Source organism: Enterococcus sp. 4G2_DIV0659, from assembly GCF_002140715.2.
GTDB lineage: Bacteria > Bacillota > Bacilli > Lactobacillales > Enterococcaceae > Enterococcus_L > Enterococcus_L mansonii.
Genome location: NZ_NGLE02000001.1, coordinates 1,301,033 through 1,316,970, shown reverse-complemented (window position 1 = coordinate 1,316,970; position 15,938 = coordinate 1,301,033). Strand labels below are relative to the sequence as shown.

Sequence of the window (15,938 nt, the reverse complement as noted above, 5' to 3'; positions counted from 1 at the left end):
TTATGAGCTTTTTATCACATTTCAAGAAAAATAAATTAGACACATTATGCACAATGGTTGTTGTATTTTTGGCGATTGCGATAGGTACGATATTCACTGAGAGCAACCTTGATCTGAAACAGTCATTAGATAACGTGAAAGAAAAAGGAGCAGTCAGTGACTTTAGCTATTATCCTTTAGTAACAGAACAGGACATGCTGGAAACAGGAGATGTGACTAAGTTCATTGAAGCAAAGAATCAAGAGCTAGCTAAAAAATACGATTTTACTTGGGAAGAACACAGATATTCCATGGTAAGAGAGAATAAACTTATTTACAGAGTAATAAGTGTCGATAGAAAAATGGATAGAATTCTTATCGAAGAAGGAAAGTTGCCAGTCAAAGATAGAGAGTTAGCTATAGATAAGAATTTTGCAAAAAACAACCAACTAAAAGTCGGCCAAAACTATATTTTAAATGATGCGAAATATAAAATATCAGGAATTATTACAGTTTCCAATATGCTATCACCGGTAGTGGATGATACTGGGGAACTTTACGATGAAGAAAGCCAAGGAATCATCGCGCTATCAGAATCCGCCTATGATCAGAAATATTCAAGCAGCAGTAGCAGTGCATTTGTCGGGAAATTTTCTGGTAAAACATCTAATTTCAGTGAAATGCAGAAGGACACACAATTTTATCAACTGGAATCAAACGAAGAAAATCCCGTGGTATATGGCACGATCACTTCTATAATGAATATGAATAGGATTATTGCTGTATTTGCAGTGAGCTTATTACTGATGATTGCGTTCATACTGATTATGGTTTCAACAAGAAAACAGGTTGACCATGATATTGTCAATATTGGTGTACTTAAAGCGATGGGCTATTCAAGTTTGGAAATCGTAAGAAAATACTTTGTGACATTCTTCATCGTGTTGATTCCAGCTGGGATCGGCTATCTGGTAGGAAATCTACTCTCATCATATTATTATGAAATGATGTTTCATTCTCTCCTTTTACCAAGGCATGAGCATGGAATAAGAGCGATGCTTTTATTATTGTTCGTTTTGCTTCCTTCAACTTGTGCGGGATTGTTTGCTGCTGCTACCTGTCTTTTAAAGATAAGAAAGCCGGCACTGCAATTAATGAAAGGTCAAGTGAAAACAAAGATAAGCAAGCGAATTGTGAAGGCAAATGTCAGAATAAAAGAAAATAATTTTCTGCTGGGATTGAAACGTATTGTTGTACGTTCTAGCATAAGCACACTATTCTTTGTCGGTTTTGGTGGATTTGCATTAGGCGTTCAAAGCCAATTTGCGTATATGACGTATTTTATGACTGAAAATATGGCGGAAAATGCCACAGAAGGTATTGATTATGAGCGAGAGGTTCATTACACAGAAGAATTGAAACCCAATGCAAACTTAGCGGATACCGTTTACTACTATTATTCATCTGCTTCTTTAAGTAAAGGAAATCAAAATCTGACGAATATCACTTTGAATATCTTACAACAGGAATCTGATTCGCTGTTGACCTTACATGAGAGGACGGGGGGACAAAAGAAAATTAACTTAGCTGACGAAAACGGATTGGTCATCAATCAATGGATGAGTCAACGATATGACTTAAATGTTGGTGATTCAGTATCTGTCACATTAAGAGGTAAGGAGCATGAATTAAAAATCTCGGCAGTGGACCAGAAAAACTACGGGAAAGCTGTGTACCTTTCACAAGACACAGCTTTGAAAACACGACTACTCAACAAAGAAACATACAACAGCGTGTTGACAAATCTTGCCCCTGAAAAGATTCAACGTAATCCTGTAAGTATCATCGAAACCAGTAGCTTAGAAGCTAAGATGCGTTCTGAGAACGAAACCTATCAACTGTTAGCTGTGTTCTTATTTATGTCTGGTTTAATTATGGGCTTGGCGATACTGATTCTGGCATTCTTAAATGTTCTAAAAAGCTATAAGAAATATATTGCAACGATGAAAATGATGGGCTATTCAGCAGAGGAATGTAATCAAGCGGTATACAGCGGTTTTAGAAAAATTGCCTTTATTGGTTATATTATATCAGTCCCATACTCAATCCTTTTATCTATGATGATGTTTGGGTTCTTATCTAAAACAACAGATATGCTGTATCCGATGAATGTTAGTCCGTTGTCTGTAGTTATATGTCTCGTACTGACGGCTGTATCGATTGAATTATCTATTATGATTGCTAAAAGACAGCTTAAAGAAGTATCTTACAAAGAAATACTAGAATAAAATGGCGTGAAAAAACTGTTCATCAGGAAGAAGTGAAATTAAATGATTATACAAGGAGAGATTACATGCTTCGAGAAAAGGCAGGATAAAATTGAAATTGTTGAAGGGGTATGGCATAGGTATGCATATACTTTCAAAGAGGATTTGGAAGAACACAGCAGAAATTACGAAGAGTTTTTAAGTGAAGAAGAACTGTCTATCCTAAAAAAGAAAGAACGTCGTAACAAAGGAAAAGAATATGTTCATAGCCGTGCGTTTGCAAAAGAATTTTTCCGTCAGATGATTGACAGTGAACATTTATTTCTTGATATGAAGGACGTTGAGATTCGAAATGATGTCAATGGTTTAACCAAGGGGAAACCTAGAATACATGTCAACAATCGCAGTATCAAAGGATCAACCTCACTTTCTCATAGTGATTCCAGCATTCTTATCAGTCATGGTAAGAATTGCTGGATGGGGGTTGATGTGCAGGAAGTGATTACCAGTGAAGCGATAGTAGAAAATGAAAGTATCTTTTCTTTTGAGGAACGCAGAATCATTGATTCTGGAGAGTGTTTTCCAAAAAATAAAACCTTGACAGCAACGTTAATATGGAGTATCAAAGAGGCTGTCGGTAAAGCTCTTGGCGTAGGCTTAAGTTTAGGCTTGAAATCAATCAGTGTGATGGAGATTCGAAACGGGCAGATCTGGATCAATCTAATTCCAGAAGTTGAGAATGTATTGCTTAGTCCAGATAATCGATTGATTATCTATTACAAACAACAGGGGAAAACATTTTTTGTCATATGCTGCATGTTTGAAAAAGCGAAGCTAGAAGCATAAAGGGAGGGGAGTCATATGACGACGTATAAAGTCAAGCCAAAGAAAAAAATATACAGACAATTAAAACAAGGAGATCAGACAACAATTATTGAAGATTGTTATATATCTTGTAAAAGTTGTAGTAGTCGCTTACTGCAAAGCGTGTATCAAGAAAACCACTATGTCTGTTATAAGTGCGGATGTCACCAGAATATACATGGGAGAGATCGAATAACATTATTGTGTGATAAAGGGTCATTTTTGGAATTTAATCAGGCGTTTAAAACCAAAGATCCTCTAAATTTTGATGGATATAATGACAAATTGATTTTTGATAAAAAAAAGAGTGGGTTACAAGATGCTATCATTACAGGTAAAGGAAAGCTTCAGGGGCAAGACTGTGTGATTGCTGTTATGGAAAGCTCATTTCGCATGGGGAGTATGGGTGTTGTTGTTGGAGAAAAAATATATAGAGCAATACAAAGTGCCTGTGAGCTTGAGCTGCCATTTGTAATTTTCACAGCTTCTGGCGGGGCACGTATGCAAGAAGGTATGTACAGTTTAATGCAAATGGCCAAAACAATTCAAGCTTTTGAGCTATTAAGAGCGAAAAAATTATTGAGTATTGTTGTAATGACTCATCCAACAACAGGTGGTGTTTCTGCTAGCTTTGCCAATGTTGCAGATATTATTATCGCGGAGCCTCAGGCGACGATCGGTTTTGCGGGGCGAAAAGTGATTGAGAAAACACTGAAGGAGAAGCTACCAGAAGATTTTCAAACTGCCGAATTTCTTTTCAAACATGGGCATATTGACGATATTGTCTCAAGGAAAGAACAGCGTGACTATTTAATAAAACTCTTTCAAGTGTTTGGTAAAAAAGGGAAGCCATCTCGAAAAGGAAAAACATTTCGAGCAAGGGCAGAAATGCCCTTAGATAAGAGTGGTAGTAATGCAAAGGATCATTTGGATTTGGTTAGAAAAATGGAGCGTCCGAATGCTGAAGATTACATTCAACGGCTGTTTCCGGATTTTATCGAATTGCATGGTGATCGAACATCTGCTGATGATCAAGCTGTTCTTACAGGGCTATCTGTATTTCATAATATTCCAGTAGCGGTCATTGGGCAAAACAGAGGAAAAAACTACAAAGAAAATAGTGAGCGAAATTTTGGAATGGTTTCACCAGCGGGATTTCGAAAAGTTCAACGAGTAATCGAATTAGCAGAAAAATTTAATTGCCCTGTTCTCTCTTTTGTAGATACCAAAGGGGCAGATCCTACTGCAAAGTCTGAAAAGTCTAACCAAAGTTGGGCAATCGCGCAATGCATTCAAACGATGTTAAGAGCAGATATTCCAACATTTTCTTTAGTGATTGGAGAAGGCGGCAGTGGAGGTGCACTAGCAGTGAGTGCAACAGACAAGCTATTCATGCTAGAAAAATCCGTTTATTCGGTTATTTCTGCTGAAGGAGCAGCTTCTATATTATGGAAAGATAGTAATTTAGTTGCTAAAGCAGCTGAAAGTTTAAAGATAACAGCGGCGGATTTGGCGGAACGAAAGATTATTGATGGAATCATACCTGAGATTACTCCAGATGCTAGTCAGGATATTGATAAACAAGCAGGAGTGATTGATGCATTTTTGTTTCATGAGTTATCAAAATTATTGTTGCTTGATGCTTCTGAAAGGATGCAGCGTAGAATTGAAAAATATTTATCTATGGGAACGGATCAAATCGTGGGTGACAAAAGTGAAGAGGAGCTGATAAAAGATGTCCAATAGCACAAAATTACTATTTGAAGCGATGAGGTATTGCGAGCAGACAAAAATCAAAAGTTTTGAATATGAAGCTGAAGGCTTGCGCATCATTATCAAAAAGGAACCGCAAGAGATGCTAATTCAAACGAATGACAAAGAGTCACCGAAAAAAAGCGTATCAGAAGCAACTGTTTTTGAGGCAGAGGAAAAACGTTATCAGAATATGGCCCCGATGAATAGTAAAGAACTGATATCAGAAATGACGGGTATTTTCTATGATCGTTCAGCACCTGATCAAGAACCGTATTTAAAAATCGGCAAAAAAATCAATGTGGGTGATGTTATTGGTCTAGTAGAAGTGATGAAGTGCTTTATGGAAATTAAAGCTGCAGCTTCAGGTACTGTTCAAGAAATTTTGATATCTAACGGAATGATGATTGAGTATGGACAGCCTCTAGCAGTGATTGAGGAGGCGTCAACATGATTCAAAAAGTGTTGATTGCCAATCGTGGTGAGATAGCTATCCGAATCATCAAAGCTTGTAAGGAGCTAGGAATCACTACGGTTGCTGTGTATTCAGAAGCTGACAAAGAAGCGCTTCATGTGGCGTTTGCTGATGAGGCTTATCAAATTGGGCCGGCTTCATCTATTGATAGCTATTTAAAAGTAGAAGCTATTGTTAATGTTGCAAAAATTACTGGTTGTCAAGCTGTACATCCAGGATATGGTTTTCTATCTGAAAATATGGAGTTATGCCGCATGTGTGAAGAGGAAGGAATTACATTTATTGGTCCATCCTTAGATAATCTGTCACAGCTGGCAGATAAGTTTGAAGCTAAAAGACTTGCTAAAACTGCAGGTATAACAGTAATTCCAGGAAATCATGAGGTGATTGAAACAACTGAACAACTGCAAAAAGAAGCTGGGAAATTAAATTTTCCGATTCTCCTTAAGGCTACACATGGCGGAGGTGGGAAAGGAATCAAACGTTGTGAAAACCTAGAAGAGTTACTTCATTATTATGAGATCATCAAAAAAGAAGCAGAAAAAGCCTTTAATAACCAAGGCTGTTATATTGAAGAATGCATTCAACAGTTTTTACATGTAGAGGTTCAAATACTAGGGGATTCGCAGGGAAATATCATCCACCTAGGTGAACGAAACTGTTCGATTCAAAGAAAGATGCAAAAAATTATAGAAGAAACACCGTCTCCGCTATTGGATGAAGAAATTCGGACGGAATTGTGTGAAGCAGCCTGCCGTTTTAGTGAACGTCTAAATTATCTTGGTGCTGGTACGGTAGAGTTTTTATACGATTATAAAAAGAAATGCTTCTATTTTATGGAGATGAACACACGTGTTCAAGTTGAGCATCCTATTACAGAAATGATCAGCGGGGTAGATATTATAAAAGAACAGATAACTATTGCTGCTGGACTTCCACTTAGCTGTACGCAAGAAAATATTCAATTAGCGGGATATTCCTTAGAATGTCGAATTAATGCAGAAGATCCGGAAAATAATTTTTTTCCATCGGCAGGAAAAATTGATTTTTTAGTATTGCCCACAGGTTCTCCAGGTGTTCGAGTCGATACATTCATTTATTCAGGGTATCAAGTCCCTCTATTTTATGATTCAATGCTAGGGAAAATTATTGTTCATGATAAAACAAGAGCAGGAGCTATTAAAAAGCTAAAAGTAGCATTAGAAACAACAATTATCAGCGGAATTAAAACGAATGTATCCTTTCTTTTGGCCGTTTTATCTGACCATGACTTTATTAGTGGTCACTATGACAATCACTTTATAGAAGAAAACATTCAGAATGAGTATTTTAATCCGAAGATTTTAAAAAGAGCATGAGAAGAATGGATATAGTAAGAATGTGAATATTACTGAAAGAAAGAGTAAAATCAATAAGAGAATTGCTAAAATCTGATAAGCTTCAAAGTAATGATAGAAAGTTCTTAAGCGAGTTAGTTCAAACCGGTGACTTTCGTCCGTTCCTTTTTGACATTTTTTTCAAAATGGACTCTTTATTTGATTTATCCAGTGATTGCGCACTGATAGTTATCAATGAGAATGTTTTTACATAAGAGAAGAAGAGATGATTGAAATACTAGAAAATGTAGATTTTCCAGAATTCGTTGCAGGTAGTTATTTACTTATGTCTCTACCAAGGATGATTTGACAACAAAGTCATACAGAAATTTGTTAAGCAATATTTAAAAGACAATGCCATATACTATGAAATTCAGGAAATTACGTTTAAAAATAAATATATGCTAGTTACTAAAATTGAGACAGAAACGATTCAGAGAATCAAAACATACTAGAAATAAGCACTTTTGCTTGCAAAAGTGCTTATTTCTAGTATGTTTTTTTGCAGTTCTGCTCATTTTTTGTATGCATATGAAAAAAGAAACAGTTTGTTCAAATTAGTTGTTATTATAAATTCAAGAGGTGAGCAAGTAAGATGGAAAAAATTAGTCAAAAGCTGTCATTTACAGATCGACTTGTCGATCAGAGCGCAGAAGCAATTTGTCAAAAATGCAATCTGGATAGGATTGAACAGTTGAAACTGAAACTGGGGTTAAATGTATTTGTAATCAATGTCACAAAATTAGTTATTATTTATTTTTTGGCATACTTGTTTCAATTATTAACAGCTGTCATTATTTTCCATGTTGGTTTTATGATGGTTCGAACATTTTCTTACGGTTCACATGCTAAATCTAGTCAGTTTTGTACGATATTCAGTGCCATTTTATTTTTAGGTTGTGCTAAATTTTGTATGATGGTTCCTTTTTCACTCTATGTTCTCATGATCTTGTTTGCAGGAACCAGTTCAATTTTATGGATCTATGCACCAGGAGTAACAAAAAAGAATAAGATCCGCTATGAAGAAAAGAAAAAACTGTTGAGACAAAAGGCGTTGTGTTCTAACATGATAGTTTTCCTTATTTCTTTAGGTTTTAATCAAACGTATATTGCAAACTTGTTAATGACAGGTGCTTTTGTGGCAGCCGTGCTGACCATGCCTGTACTATATAAATTATTGGGAGATGAAAAAATATGATGGAAAAATTAAAGGGAAAAATGATGGATTGGTTGGCGTTTTTATTAGTATCAGGTGGAGAATTATCGATTAATCAGTGTTGTTATTTTTTGAATTATGAAATTGAGATACCAGAAGAGTTGATTAAATAGTCCTAACTTATAATAAGTTTTCCCTCAATTACAACAACTATGATGGGTAGATTTTTAGAAACAGTTTATATAACTAAGCAAAGAAATTCATCTATTATGAATATTGATTTAGTTATTAAATGTATGCTAAAATATTTTTATTGTCTGATATTGTTTTTTTGGGGGAAGGTGTGTTATTTTGGGTTTAGATAATATCTATGTTTTTGGGTATATTCAATGCATACTCGTTTGGTTATTTGACTCTTACTGTGTTAATAATAAATTATTGAGTTTCAAGCAACATGTAATAGCTTTTTTTTCTAGCTTAATAATTTGTACAATGTATTTATATATGGGGGTATACGCTCAAATTATTGTCTTTTTGTCGTGTGTCATTTTGAATATGTCGTTGAAAAAAAAATGGAGTGAAGTACTTTTTTTTGCATCTTTTAGCGCTGGAATAATGATTTTGTTAGATCATCTGATTTCTTTTTTTCTCTTCTCTAATGAGCTAGAGATAATCGAAAAAATTGGTTTAGAAGGTGACTCACAGTTACGAATTCTATTAAGAGTAGGTTTGTATGTAGCATTTATGGTATTTACAGCTATCTGTTTTAAGGTGGGGCAACAATTTTTGGGTAAAAAAGTGAGATTTGATGATAATATTTTGAAAGTAATCGCCATACTATCTTTTGTTTTATACCTTATTTTGTATATTTCGATAATATTCACTGTTATTGAAGGCAATCAATTGAATACAATCCGTTTAAATAATATTTTTTTTTCTTTGTACGTTCTTTTTACATTTCTTCTTATTGCTATCACCTACTTCTACATGAAAAAACGTAGTGAAGATCAATACAAAGAGAAAGAGAAGCAGAACCTGAAAGAATATACAACATATCTTGAGAGTAATTACAATGAATTGAGAAAATTTCGTCATGATTATCAGAATATTTTAACGTCGTTAGAGAGCTTCATTGAAGAGGATGACTTTGAGCGGTTAAAAGACTACTATTATCAGTCTATCCAAAAAACGCAACGTTTGATGCAGAAAAATGATTTTAAATTGTCAGAGATCAGCCACTTGGAAGTCACGGAAATCAAAAGTATCGTGGTTTCAAAATTGTTGCAGTCCCAATGGGCAGGAATTGATACGGAGCTAGAGATGAAGGAAGTAATTGATGATATTAATATGGATCCGGTGACGTTGATTCGTTGTTTAGGTATTATTTTAGACAATGCGATCGAGGAGACCAAAGGAAACGCAGAAGGATTTATCCGAATGGCGATCATCAAAGAGATACACAGCCTCAGCTTTATTGTACAGAATACTATCAAAGCAGATCATCCAAAGCTTTTTGAAATGAACCGCAGTGGTTTTTCTACAAAGGGAGAAAATCGTGGTTTAGGATTAAGTAATTTGAAAGAAATGATTGACAAACAAGCCAACGTGACATTGGAAACTAGCATTGACGATAGATGTTTTGTTCAAAAAATTGAAATTACTAAATAGAGGTGAACTATGTTAAGTATATATGTGTGTGAAGATAACCCAAAGCAGTTAGAGAATTTAACGACGGCAATTAAAAATTACATATTGATGAAAGATTATGATTTAGAATTTGCTCTGGCAACGGCTGATCCTCAAGAAATATTGACTCAGGTAAAGGAACGCCAAACGATAGGACTATATTTTTTAGATGTGGATTTATGTAATGAAATGACGGGGATTGGTTTAGCAGTTGAATTGAGAAAACTTGATACAGCTGGGAAAATTGTTTTCTTTACTACGCATGCAGAATTATCCTATTTGACATTTTCTTATAAAGTTGAGGCGATGGATTATATTGCTAAGGATGATCCAAATGCAATCAGAAAAATAGAGGATTGTATCGATGTAGGTCACGAACGTTATTTGAACGATCTTAACCCCAATAAATCATTTTTTCAAATTAAATCTGGTGAAAAAGTTATCAAGTTGAATAAAGATGAAATTCTATTTTTTGAGTCTTCTTCAACACCTCATAAGGTTGTTGTTCATTTAGAGAACCGTCAAATTGAATTTTATGGAACAATTAAAGAGCTGGCGGAAAGAGATCGTAGCTTTTATCGATGCCATCAATCATTTGTCATTAATTTGAATAATATCGCAGAAGTGAAAAAAGCTGAGCGGGTAGTTATTATGAAGAATGGCGAAACTTGCTTTGTGTCGACTCGGTATTTGAAAAAGTTGTTGGGTTTGATTGATCAAAAATAGTTCGATGATGGCTATGGTTAAGAGCAATCTGTATATTCAACTTTAGAATTAGTGGTAGGTATTATTTTCTCAGCTTAAGTATTAGCTACACGTATCTTTGTAGAATCGATAGAATATTTTTAGAGTGTATCTTTTTAGAAATCTGAGGCAAGAATAGAAAAAATCAATAGATTTAACGATTAAAACCAGTACATCCAGTGTGCTGTTTTTTAAATATAAAGGCAAATTGTCTGATAGCGTGAGTCCGAGTGGTAAGCTATTCTATAATGCAATAGGTATTTAAGCAGTATATTCTAGAACTTCATAAATCAAATCCTTTTTTGAAATCTGCTCCTTTCTTTTGTTCAGTATTTCTGAGTTCTATTCTCAACCTGAAATTGTTTCATAGATGCTACTAAAAGAACTTTTTGCTGTTCTTCAAAAAATATAAATTTATAAAATCATATAACCATCACTCACGCAGAACCGTATCATAAGTAGGGATATTTTTTTGATCAAAGTTTCTTTTTACAGCAATGAGATATATTCTTTTGAAACATAAAATTTTTAAATTATGAATGCTAGTTTTTAAAATTAAACTAAAAGTGACAAAATGAATTGAATTTAATTTTGAAAACGGTTACGATGTTGCTATTAAGATGAAAGGGGTAGTAATTATGAAGAAAAAGTTTTGGGTTGAAGTATTAGTTATGTGTTTCTTAGTATTTTTTTTCTTGTTTCAAGGAGCTAGTCATTCAAATGCTGAAGAACAAATTATTAGTAATAAAGGAGATATATCTATACTGGAGGAATCAGATTCAAATTTACGAGCTATTAAAAGTTCAGAAGCATTTGCCGTTGAGACTCCTCCCACTTTATCAAGAGCAGTAAAAACAGAACTACCTGATGATATTGGATTTCCAAGAACATCTGAAGGGTTTGATTATTCATTTGAAACGATGCAACCTGATGTTAATTTAAACACTAGAGCAGCTGTTAATAACAGACAAAGGGTTTCAAATCCTAATATATTTCCATACAGAGCATCTGTTTTAATAATTTGTGATTTTAGAGCAAAAAATGGTAAGCTAGTTAGAGGTCATGGCTCAGGAAGTCTAATTGGTTCTAACAAAGTAGTTACAGCGGCTCACGTTGTCTACGATAGAAGTTATGGCTGGGCCGAAACGGTCAGAGTTTATCCTGCTGTAAAAAATAATGTTACTGATTTTGATATGGCATATAGAAGTATTTTATATACTTTTGGAGGCTATATTCAGTCAACGGGAACTTCAATTGCCGCTCAACAAAGAGATGTTGCAGTGGTAAAATTAACTAGCAATCTTGGTAATAGTACAGGTTGGTTTGGATATACTACTGCGAAAAGTAGTTACTTACGGCTTAACGGATACGATGGTGATATAGATGAAGGTAGGACATTAGTAACTAGATATGGAACAAATACTTGGATTGAGAATAGTATTTTGAAGTACCCGTGGTTAACTGTTGGAGGTTCAAGTGGAGGGGGAGTATACAATCTTAGTAACAATCAATTAGAAGCTAATCATGCATACGGATACTCACAAAATAATATAAAAACTGGTGGTGGTGGTGCAAAAATAAATAATGCTATTTTTGATTTTATGTCTAAGTACTAATTAAGGAGTATGATTTTTGATAAAAAAGAAAATAATTATCATTGCGAGTGTTGTAGCTATTTACTGTGTTTCCATCATATTCTATAATCGAGAACATAATGGAGATGACAATCTAACATCTGACATTAATGAAATAGAAAAACATACAAATACTGATAGAACCAGTACACAATCAGAAGAAGTATCAGACAATTTTAGAACCACTTTTACAAGTTTGTCTGATGAAAGAGAACCAAATATAATATTTAATAGTAATGAAGCAAAAGAAGTTGAAGACTCTGATCATACTGATAAATATTCAGAGGAAGTATCAGATGATTTTAGAACTACGTTCACAACTTTGTCTGATGAAAGAGAGCCGGATGTAAAAATAAAAGAGTAAAAGAGTACGTACTAGCAACTAGTTGAATCATTTATGCTCATTAATGTAAACATATTATTTTAATGGGGGGGGATTTTTAGTAGTAAATACTTAAAAGAAAAAATAGTGTTATGTTATTGAGTTTCATATTAACTTTACTAGATTATATCTATGAAGATCAATCATCTTAATCGGTGGTTGGTCTATTTTGTGTTTCAAGGAGGAAAGGGGATGTTTGATAACAAAGAAAAACGCTATGTTACGAAGGGAGTGAATGAACAAGTACCCAAAGAAATCCAACTCTATTGCTGGAATTTGATCGACAAAAAAAGAAGTGAAGCTGAAACAGAATTAGATCACTTACAAATCTTTGAGTTCAATCCTGATAATCAACGCCAAGCAAGTGAAGTGATTCATCGACAAGAAGAACCATTTTTCATTGATTATCATACCTACCTTTATCTTTTCTTCGACTATATCTTTTGAAGATTACAGGTCGTTTGGCTGGGCAAATATATTCATCTTGTTCTTCAAGATAGAGCCAATTTTCAACGTTAAACGGATTATTCTTATGCTTCTTTTTGCTTTCTTTATAATAGCTGTTATATGTGATTAAGGGTGTTTTATGGAGCACATCGTTGATATACATGTAATTTTCTTCGCTGCCATACCCTGCATCGGCCACGATATATTCTGGTAGTTCTTTATGTTGGTCTAAAAACAGATTTAAGGTTTTTGTATCTGTCGGATTTGGGAATAGATCATAGGATAAAACATACTGGTTTTTTGTTGCAATTTATAGATTATCCTCTGGTTTGAGCTGTCCATTACGCATATAATCGTCTTTCATTCGCATAAAAGTGGCATCTGTATCTGTTTTAGAAAAACTATTTCGTTCTTGAAACAGTTGACGGTACCGTTTATATTTTTGTTTTCTTGGGAGGTAATCGGTTTGTACTTGTCGGAGATATTTTTTGTACGTTCTTCTTTTTCTTTAATTGACGTTGTTTTTCTTTGCGTTTTTCATGTATTAATTGTGCTTCTGTTTCATGGAGTTCTGGCTTGTAAATGATGAGTGACCTCTTCCAATTGGTCGCTCGTCACTCCAGCGGATTGACTTTCTTCTTTAAAGGCAATAGTAGTACTTTTTGCTTCGGCAACTTTTTTTGTTGGCGTGAACTCAACATTGTATGTGATTTTATCTGTCAGTTCTCCTTCGATTGGATCCATTGCTGTGACACTTTTCAAGATAAAATCCTTATCAATTTTATCGCTAACTTTAGCTGTTTTAAGAATATCTTTAATGTTTATTGTTAGCTTTTTTCAGAAACAGAGGTTTCTTTTGAATCCTTAGCGACAGTTTCCTTTGACTCCCTTGTTTCAGGCTCTTTATTTCCTTATTTTGAAGCATTCCTTTTTCCTTGTTTTTTCTACCGCTTGTACGTGCGAACTCCCAACCGACAACGTCCCTACTAAAAGAACACTAGCAAATATTTGTCCAACTATTTTTTCTTAATACTTTTCATTCTTTTTTTACATTATACTATTTAAGATATACAAAAGAGAATGTTTTTTCCTTTATTAGCAAATAAATAGCCTTTTACTTTTACAGTTTTCTCATTCTAGGATACTTTAGTTTAATTTTTTTTAAAAAAAAGATTGACTTTCTATAGAAAACGTTTACAATAATACGTGTTAAGATAAGTTAATACAACGCAATACAAGTTTGGATTTGGAGGTGTATCTATGAATAATGAAATTTCAAGCAATAGCTCAGAGCCATTATATATTCAGTTAGCACATTTAATTGAAAATAAGATTTTATCTGGCATTTTCAGTTACGGTGAAAAAATTCCTTCTGAAGGGGACTTAGTCACTGAATATAACCTTAGCAGAGTCACAGTGAGAAAAGCACTACAAAAATTAGCAGATGAAGGAATCGTTGAAAAGAAACAAGGGAAAGGAGCATATGTTGCTTTTCCAGTTTATAAGGAAACATTCAGTGCTGGTGGAAGCTTTACCTCTTCTGGAAAGACAACACAAAATAACCCAACATCTCAAATTTTAAGTAAAGAGAACCTTTCGTTGTCAGATTCTTTAAAAATCGAACTTGGTTTTAAAGAACCTGATGTAATCATGGTCAAACGTTTACGAAAATTTGATCAACAACCAGTCATTTTTGAAATTGATTATTTTACTCAGGAGCGGCGTGAGCTAGTTAATTCTTTAAAAGATGATGATTCATTGATTGAAAAATTGCAAGCGCTAGATGATCCCATTAATCATTTCGATAATATTATCGACATCTTTTTTGCAACAAAAGAAATGGCACAACAGTTACAGTTAGAAGTGAATACACCACTTCTTCATATTCAACAGCAAGTCTTTGATTCTCATAATGAATTGATTTATACAAATGAACAATTTATTCATTCTGAGGTTTACAAAGCGGCAATACGTTCTTATTAATATAGGGGGGCAGTTCAATGAAACGAATTTATATCGCAAGTCACGGTGCATTAGCTGAAGGAATCAAGAACTCCTTACAACTAATCGCTGGTAGTATGTCAGATCAAATTATTACTTATTCTTTAACACCTGGCAAAAGTGCAACTGATTTTATGGAACAAATTGAACAAGAGTTACAATCTACACCAGAAGACCAATTTATCATAATGGGTGATCTTTATGGTGCTAGTGTTGTAAATGCTATGTTGCATTTAACAAAGTATGAGAACGCTATTTTATTAGCTGGTGTCAATTTAAGTATGGCTTTACAAGTTGTATTGGACAGTTCAGAAAAAATTTCTGATGAGACTGTTGATTTTATTATTCAAGAGTCTAAAAACGGGATTCAACGCTTAAATGCTTTGCCAGAGGATAACACAATAGAGGATTTTTAAGGAGGAGTAATAGTTATGTCGAGTAAAAAAGAATTTTTAGGGTTATTTCAACATAAAAAACCAATTATTGCCATGATTCATTTAAAAGGTGATACCCAAGAAAAAATCCAACAACGAGCTAAAGAAGAAATTGCTATTTTTGTTGAAGAAGGCGTCGATTGTATTATGATGGAGAACTATTATGGTGATTACGTCCAACTGGAAAAAGCCATTCAATACATCGTCTCCCTTAAATTATCTATTCCAATTGGGGTCAATTGTCTAAATGTAGATTCAATGGGCTTTTATTTAGCTAATAAATACAATTTAGATATTGTTCAAGTCGATTCTGTTGTAGGACATGTCAAACCGCGTGATGAAGCAACACTACAAGCCTTCTTTGATTTAGAGCGAGCAAAAACAAAAGCTTGTTTAATAGGTGGTGTCCGCTTTAAGTATCAACCAATGTTGTCTGAGAAGTCCTTAAAAGAAGACATAGAAATTGCTAAAACTCGTTGTGATGCTATCGCTGTTACGCAAAATGCTACTGGTGAAGAAACATCAATAGAAAAAATCCAAGAATTCCGTGATACTTTAGGGGATTTTCCATTAATTGTCGCTGCAGGAGTAACTGATGAAAATGTAACCAAACAACTAGCAATCTGTGATGCAGCTATTGTTGGTAGTAACTTTAAAGACACTAGAAAAGACACTGGTGAGGTCAGTCGTGATCATGTTCGTCATTTTATGTCTATTGTAAAAGAATATCGAGGAGTGTAA

15 protein-coding genes and 1 pseudogene are annotated in these 15,938 nt (G+C 34.2%); 15 read left to right on the top strand and 1 reads right to left on the bottom strand.

The window, feature by feature from the left end; genetic code table 11:
* Positions 1-2 precede the first annotated feature (2 nt).
* The 12 genes from A5880_RS06120 to A5880_RS06065 all read left to right on the top strand — a co-directional run bounded on the left by A5880_RS06120 (position 3) and on the right by A5880_RS06065 (position 12,762).
* Positions 3-2,267, top strand: a complete 2,265-nt coding sequence (locus tag A5880_RS06120) for an FtsX-like permease family protein (protein WP_086331096.1) — start codon at positions 3-5, stop codon at positions 2,265-2,267.
* A 42-nt stretch (positions 2,268-2,309) separates the two neighbouring features.
* Entirely contained in the window at positions 2,310-3,092 is a 783-nt protein-coding gene (locus tag A5880_RS06115; RefSeq protein ID WP_086331097.1) for a 4'-phosphopantetheinyl transferase family protein, read from the top strand.
* Between the two features lie 15 nt (positions 3,093-3,107).
* Positions 3,108-4,856, top strand: a complete 1,749-nt coding sequence (gene accD / locus A5880_RS06110; RefSeq protein WP_086331098.1) for an acetyl-CoA carboxylase, carboxyltransferase subunit beta — start codon at positions 3,108-3,110, stop codon at positions 4,854-4,856.
* On the top strand, positions 4,846-5,316 hold the full coding sequence (locus A5880_RS06105; protein ID WP_086331099.1) for an acetyl-CoA carboxylase: 471 nt from the start codon (positions 4,846-4,848) through the stop codon (positions 5,314-5,316). The genes accD and A5880_RS06105 overlap by 11 nt, the downstream gene beginning before the upstream one ends.
* Positions 5,313-6,695 (top strand): acetyl-CoA carboxylase biotin carboxylase subunit, encoded by a 1,383-nt coding sequence (locus tag A5880_RS06100; protein ID WP_086331100.1) that lies wholly within the window; start codon positions 5,313-5,315, stop codon positions 6,693-6,695. Before A5880_RS06105 ends, A5880_RS06100 begins: the two co-directional genes overlap by 4 nt.
* A gap of 613 nt (positions 6,696-7,308) precedes the next feature.
* Positions 7,309-7,911, top strand: a complete 603-nt coding sequence (locus tag A5880_RS06095; protein ID WP_086331101.1) for an accessory gene regulator AgrB — start codon at positions 7,309-7,311, stop codon at positions 7,909-7,911.
* The gene (locus A5880_RS06090; protein WP_143353653.1) at positions 7,908-8,042 is read left to right on the top strand and encodes a cyclic lactone autoinducer peptide; all 135 of its coding nucleotides are present in this window, start codon (positions 7,908-7,910) and stop codon (positions 8,040-8,042) included. Before A5880_RS06095 ends, A5880_RS06090 begins: the two co-directional genes overlap by 4 nt.
* Before the next feature lie 448 nt (positions 8,043-8,490).
* Positions 8,491-9,537, top strand: a complete 1,047-nt coding sequence (locus tag A5880_RS06085) for a sensor histidine kinase (RefSeq protein ID WP_218776226.1) — start codon at positions 8,491-8,493, stop codon at positions 9,535-9,537.
* A 9-nt stretch (positions 9,538-9,546) separates the two neighbouring features.
* Positions 9,547-10,281 carry a LytR/AlgR family response regulator transcription factor gene (locus A5880_RS06080; protein ID WP_086331103.1) on the top strand — a complete coding sequence of 245 codons (735 nt, stop codon included), beginning with the start codon at positions 9,547-9,549 and terminating at the stop codon, positions 10,279-10,281.
* A 656-nt stretch (positions 10,282-10,937) separates the two neighbouring features.
* The gene (locus A5880_RS06075) at positions 10,938-11,915 is read left to right on the top strand and encodes a trypsin-like serine peptidase (protein ID WP_179190456.1); all 978 of its coding nucleotides are present in this window, start codon (positions 10,938-10,940) and stop codon (positions 11,913-11,915) included.
* A 16-nt stretch (positions 11,916-11,931) separates the two neighbouring features.
* Positions 11,932-12,297: a hypothetical protein gene (locus tag A5880_RS06070; RefSeq protein ID WP_086331105.1), complete on the top strand. Its 366-nt coding sequence runs from the start codon at positions 11,932-11,934 to the stop codon at positions 12,295-12,297.
* A gap of 150 nt (positions 12,298-12,447) precedes the next feature.
* Complete coding sequence (locus tag A5880_RS06065) at positions 12,448-12,762, top strand: DUF960 family protein (protein WP_419469607.1); 315 nt, start codon at positions 12,448-12,450, stop codon at positions 12,760-12,762.
* Here the strand turns inward: A5880_RS06065 and A5880_RS06060 are convergent.
* Positions 12,725-13,404, bottom strand: a pseudogene (locus A5880_RS06060) (transposase); the annotation flags it as partial. The gene A5880_RS06065 and the pseudogene A5880_RS06060 sit on opposite strands and share 38 nt — an antisense overlap.
* 618 nt (positions 13,405-14,022) lie before the next feature.
* Here A5880_RS06060 and A5880_RS06050 point away from each other — a divergent pair.
* The 3 genes from A5880_RS06050 to A5880_RS06040 are packed head-to-tail and all read left to right on the top strand — an operon-like array spanning position 14,023 to position 15,938.
* The gene (locus tag A5880_RS06050) at positions 14,023-14,745 is read left to right on the top strand and encodes a GntR family transcriptional regulator (RefSeq protein WP_086331107.1); all 723 of its coding nucleotides are present in this window, start codon (positions 14,023-14,025) and stop codon (positions 14,743-14,745) included.
* A 17-nt stretch (positions 14,746-14,762) separates the two neighbouring features.
* On the top strand, positions 14,763-15,179 hold the full coding sequence (locus A5880_RS06045) for a PTS sugar transporter subunit IIA (protein ID WP_086331108.1): 417 nt from the start codon (positions 14,763-14,765) through the stop codon (positions 15,177-15,179).
* A 15-nt stretch (positions 15,180-15,194) separates the two neighbouring features.
* Positions 15,195-15,938 (top strand): BtpA/SgcQ family protein, encoded by a 744-nt coding sequence (locus A5880_RS06040; RefSeq protein ID WP_086331109.1) that lies wholly within the window; start codon positions 15,195-15,197, stop codon positions 15,936-15,938.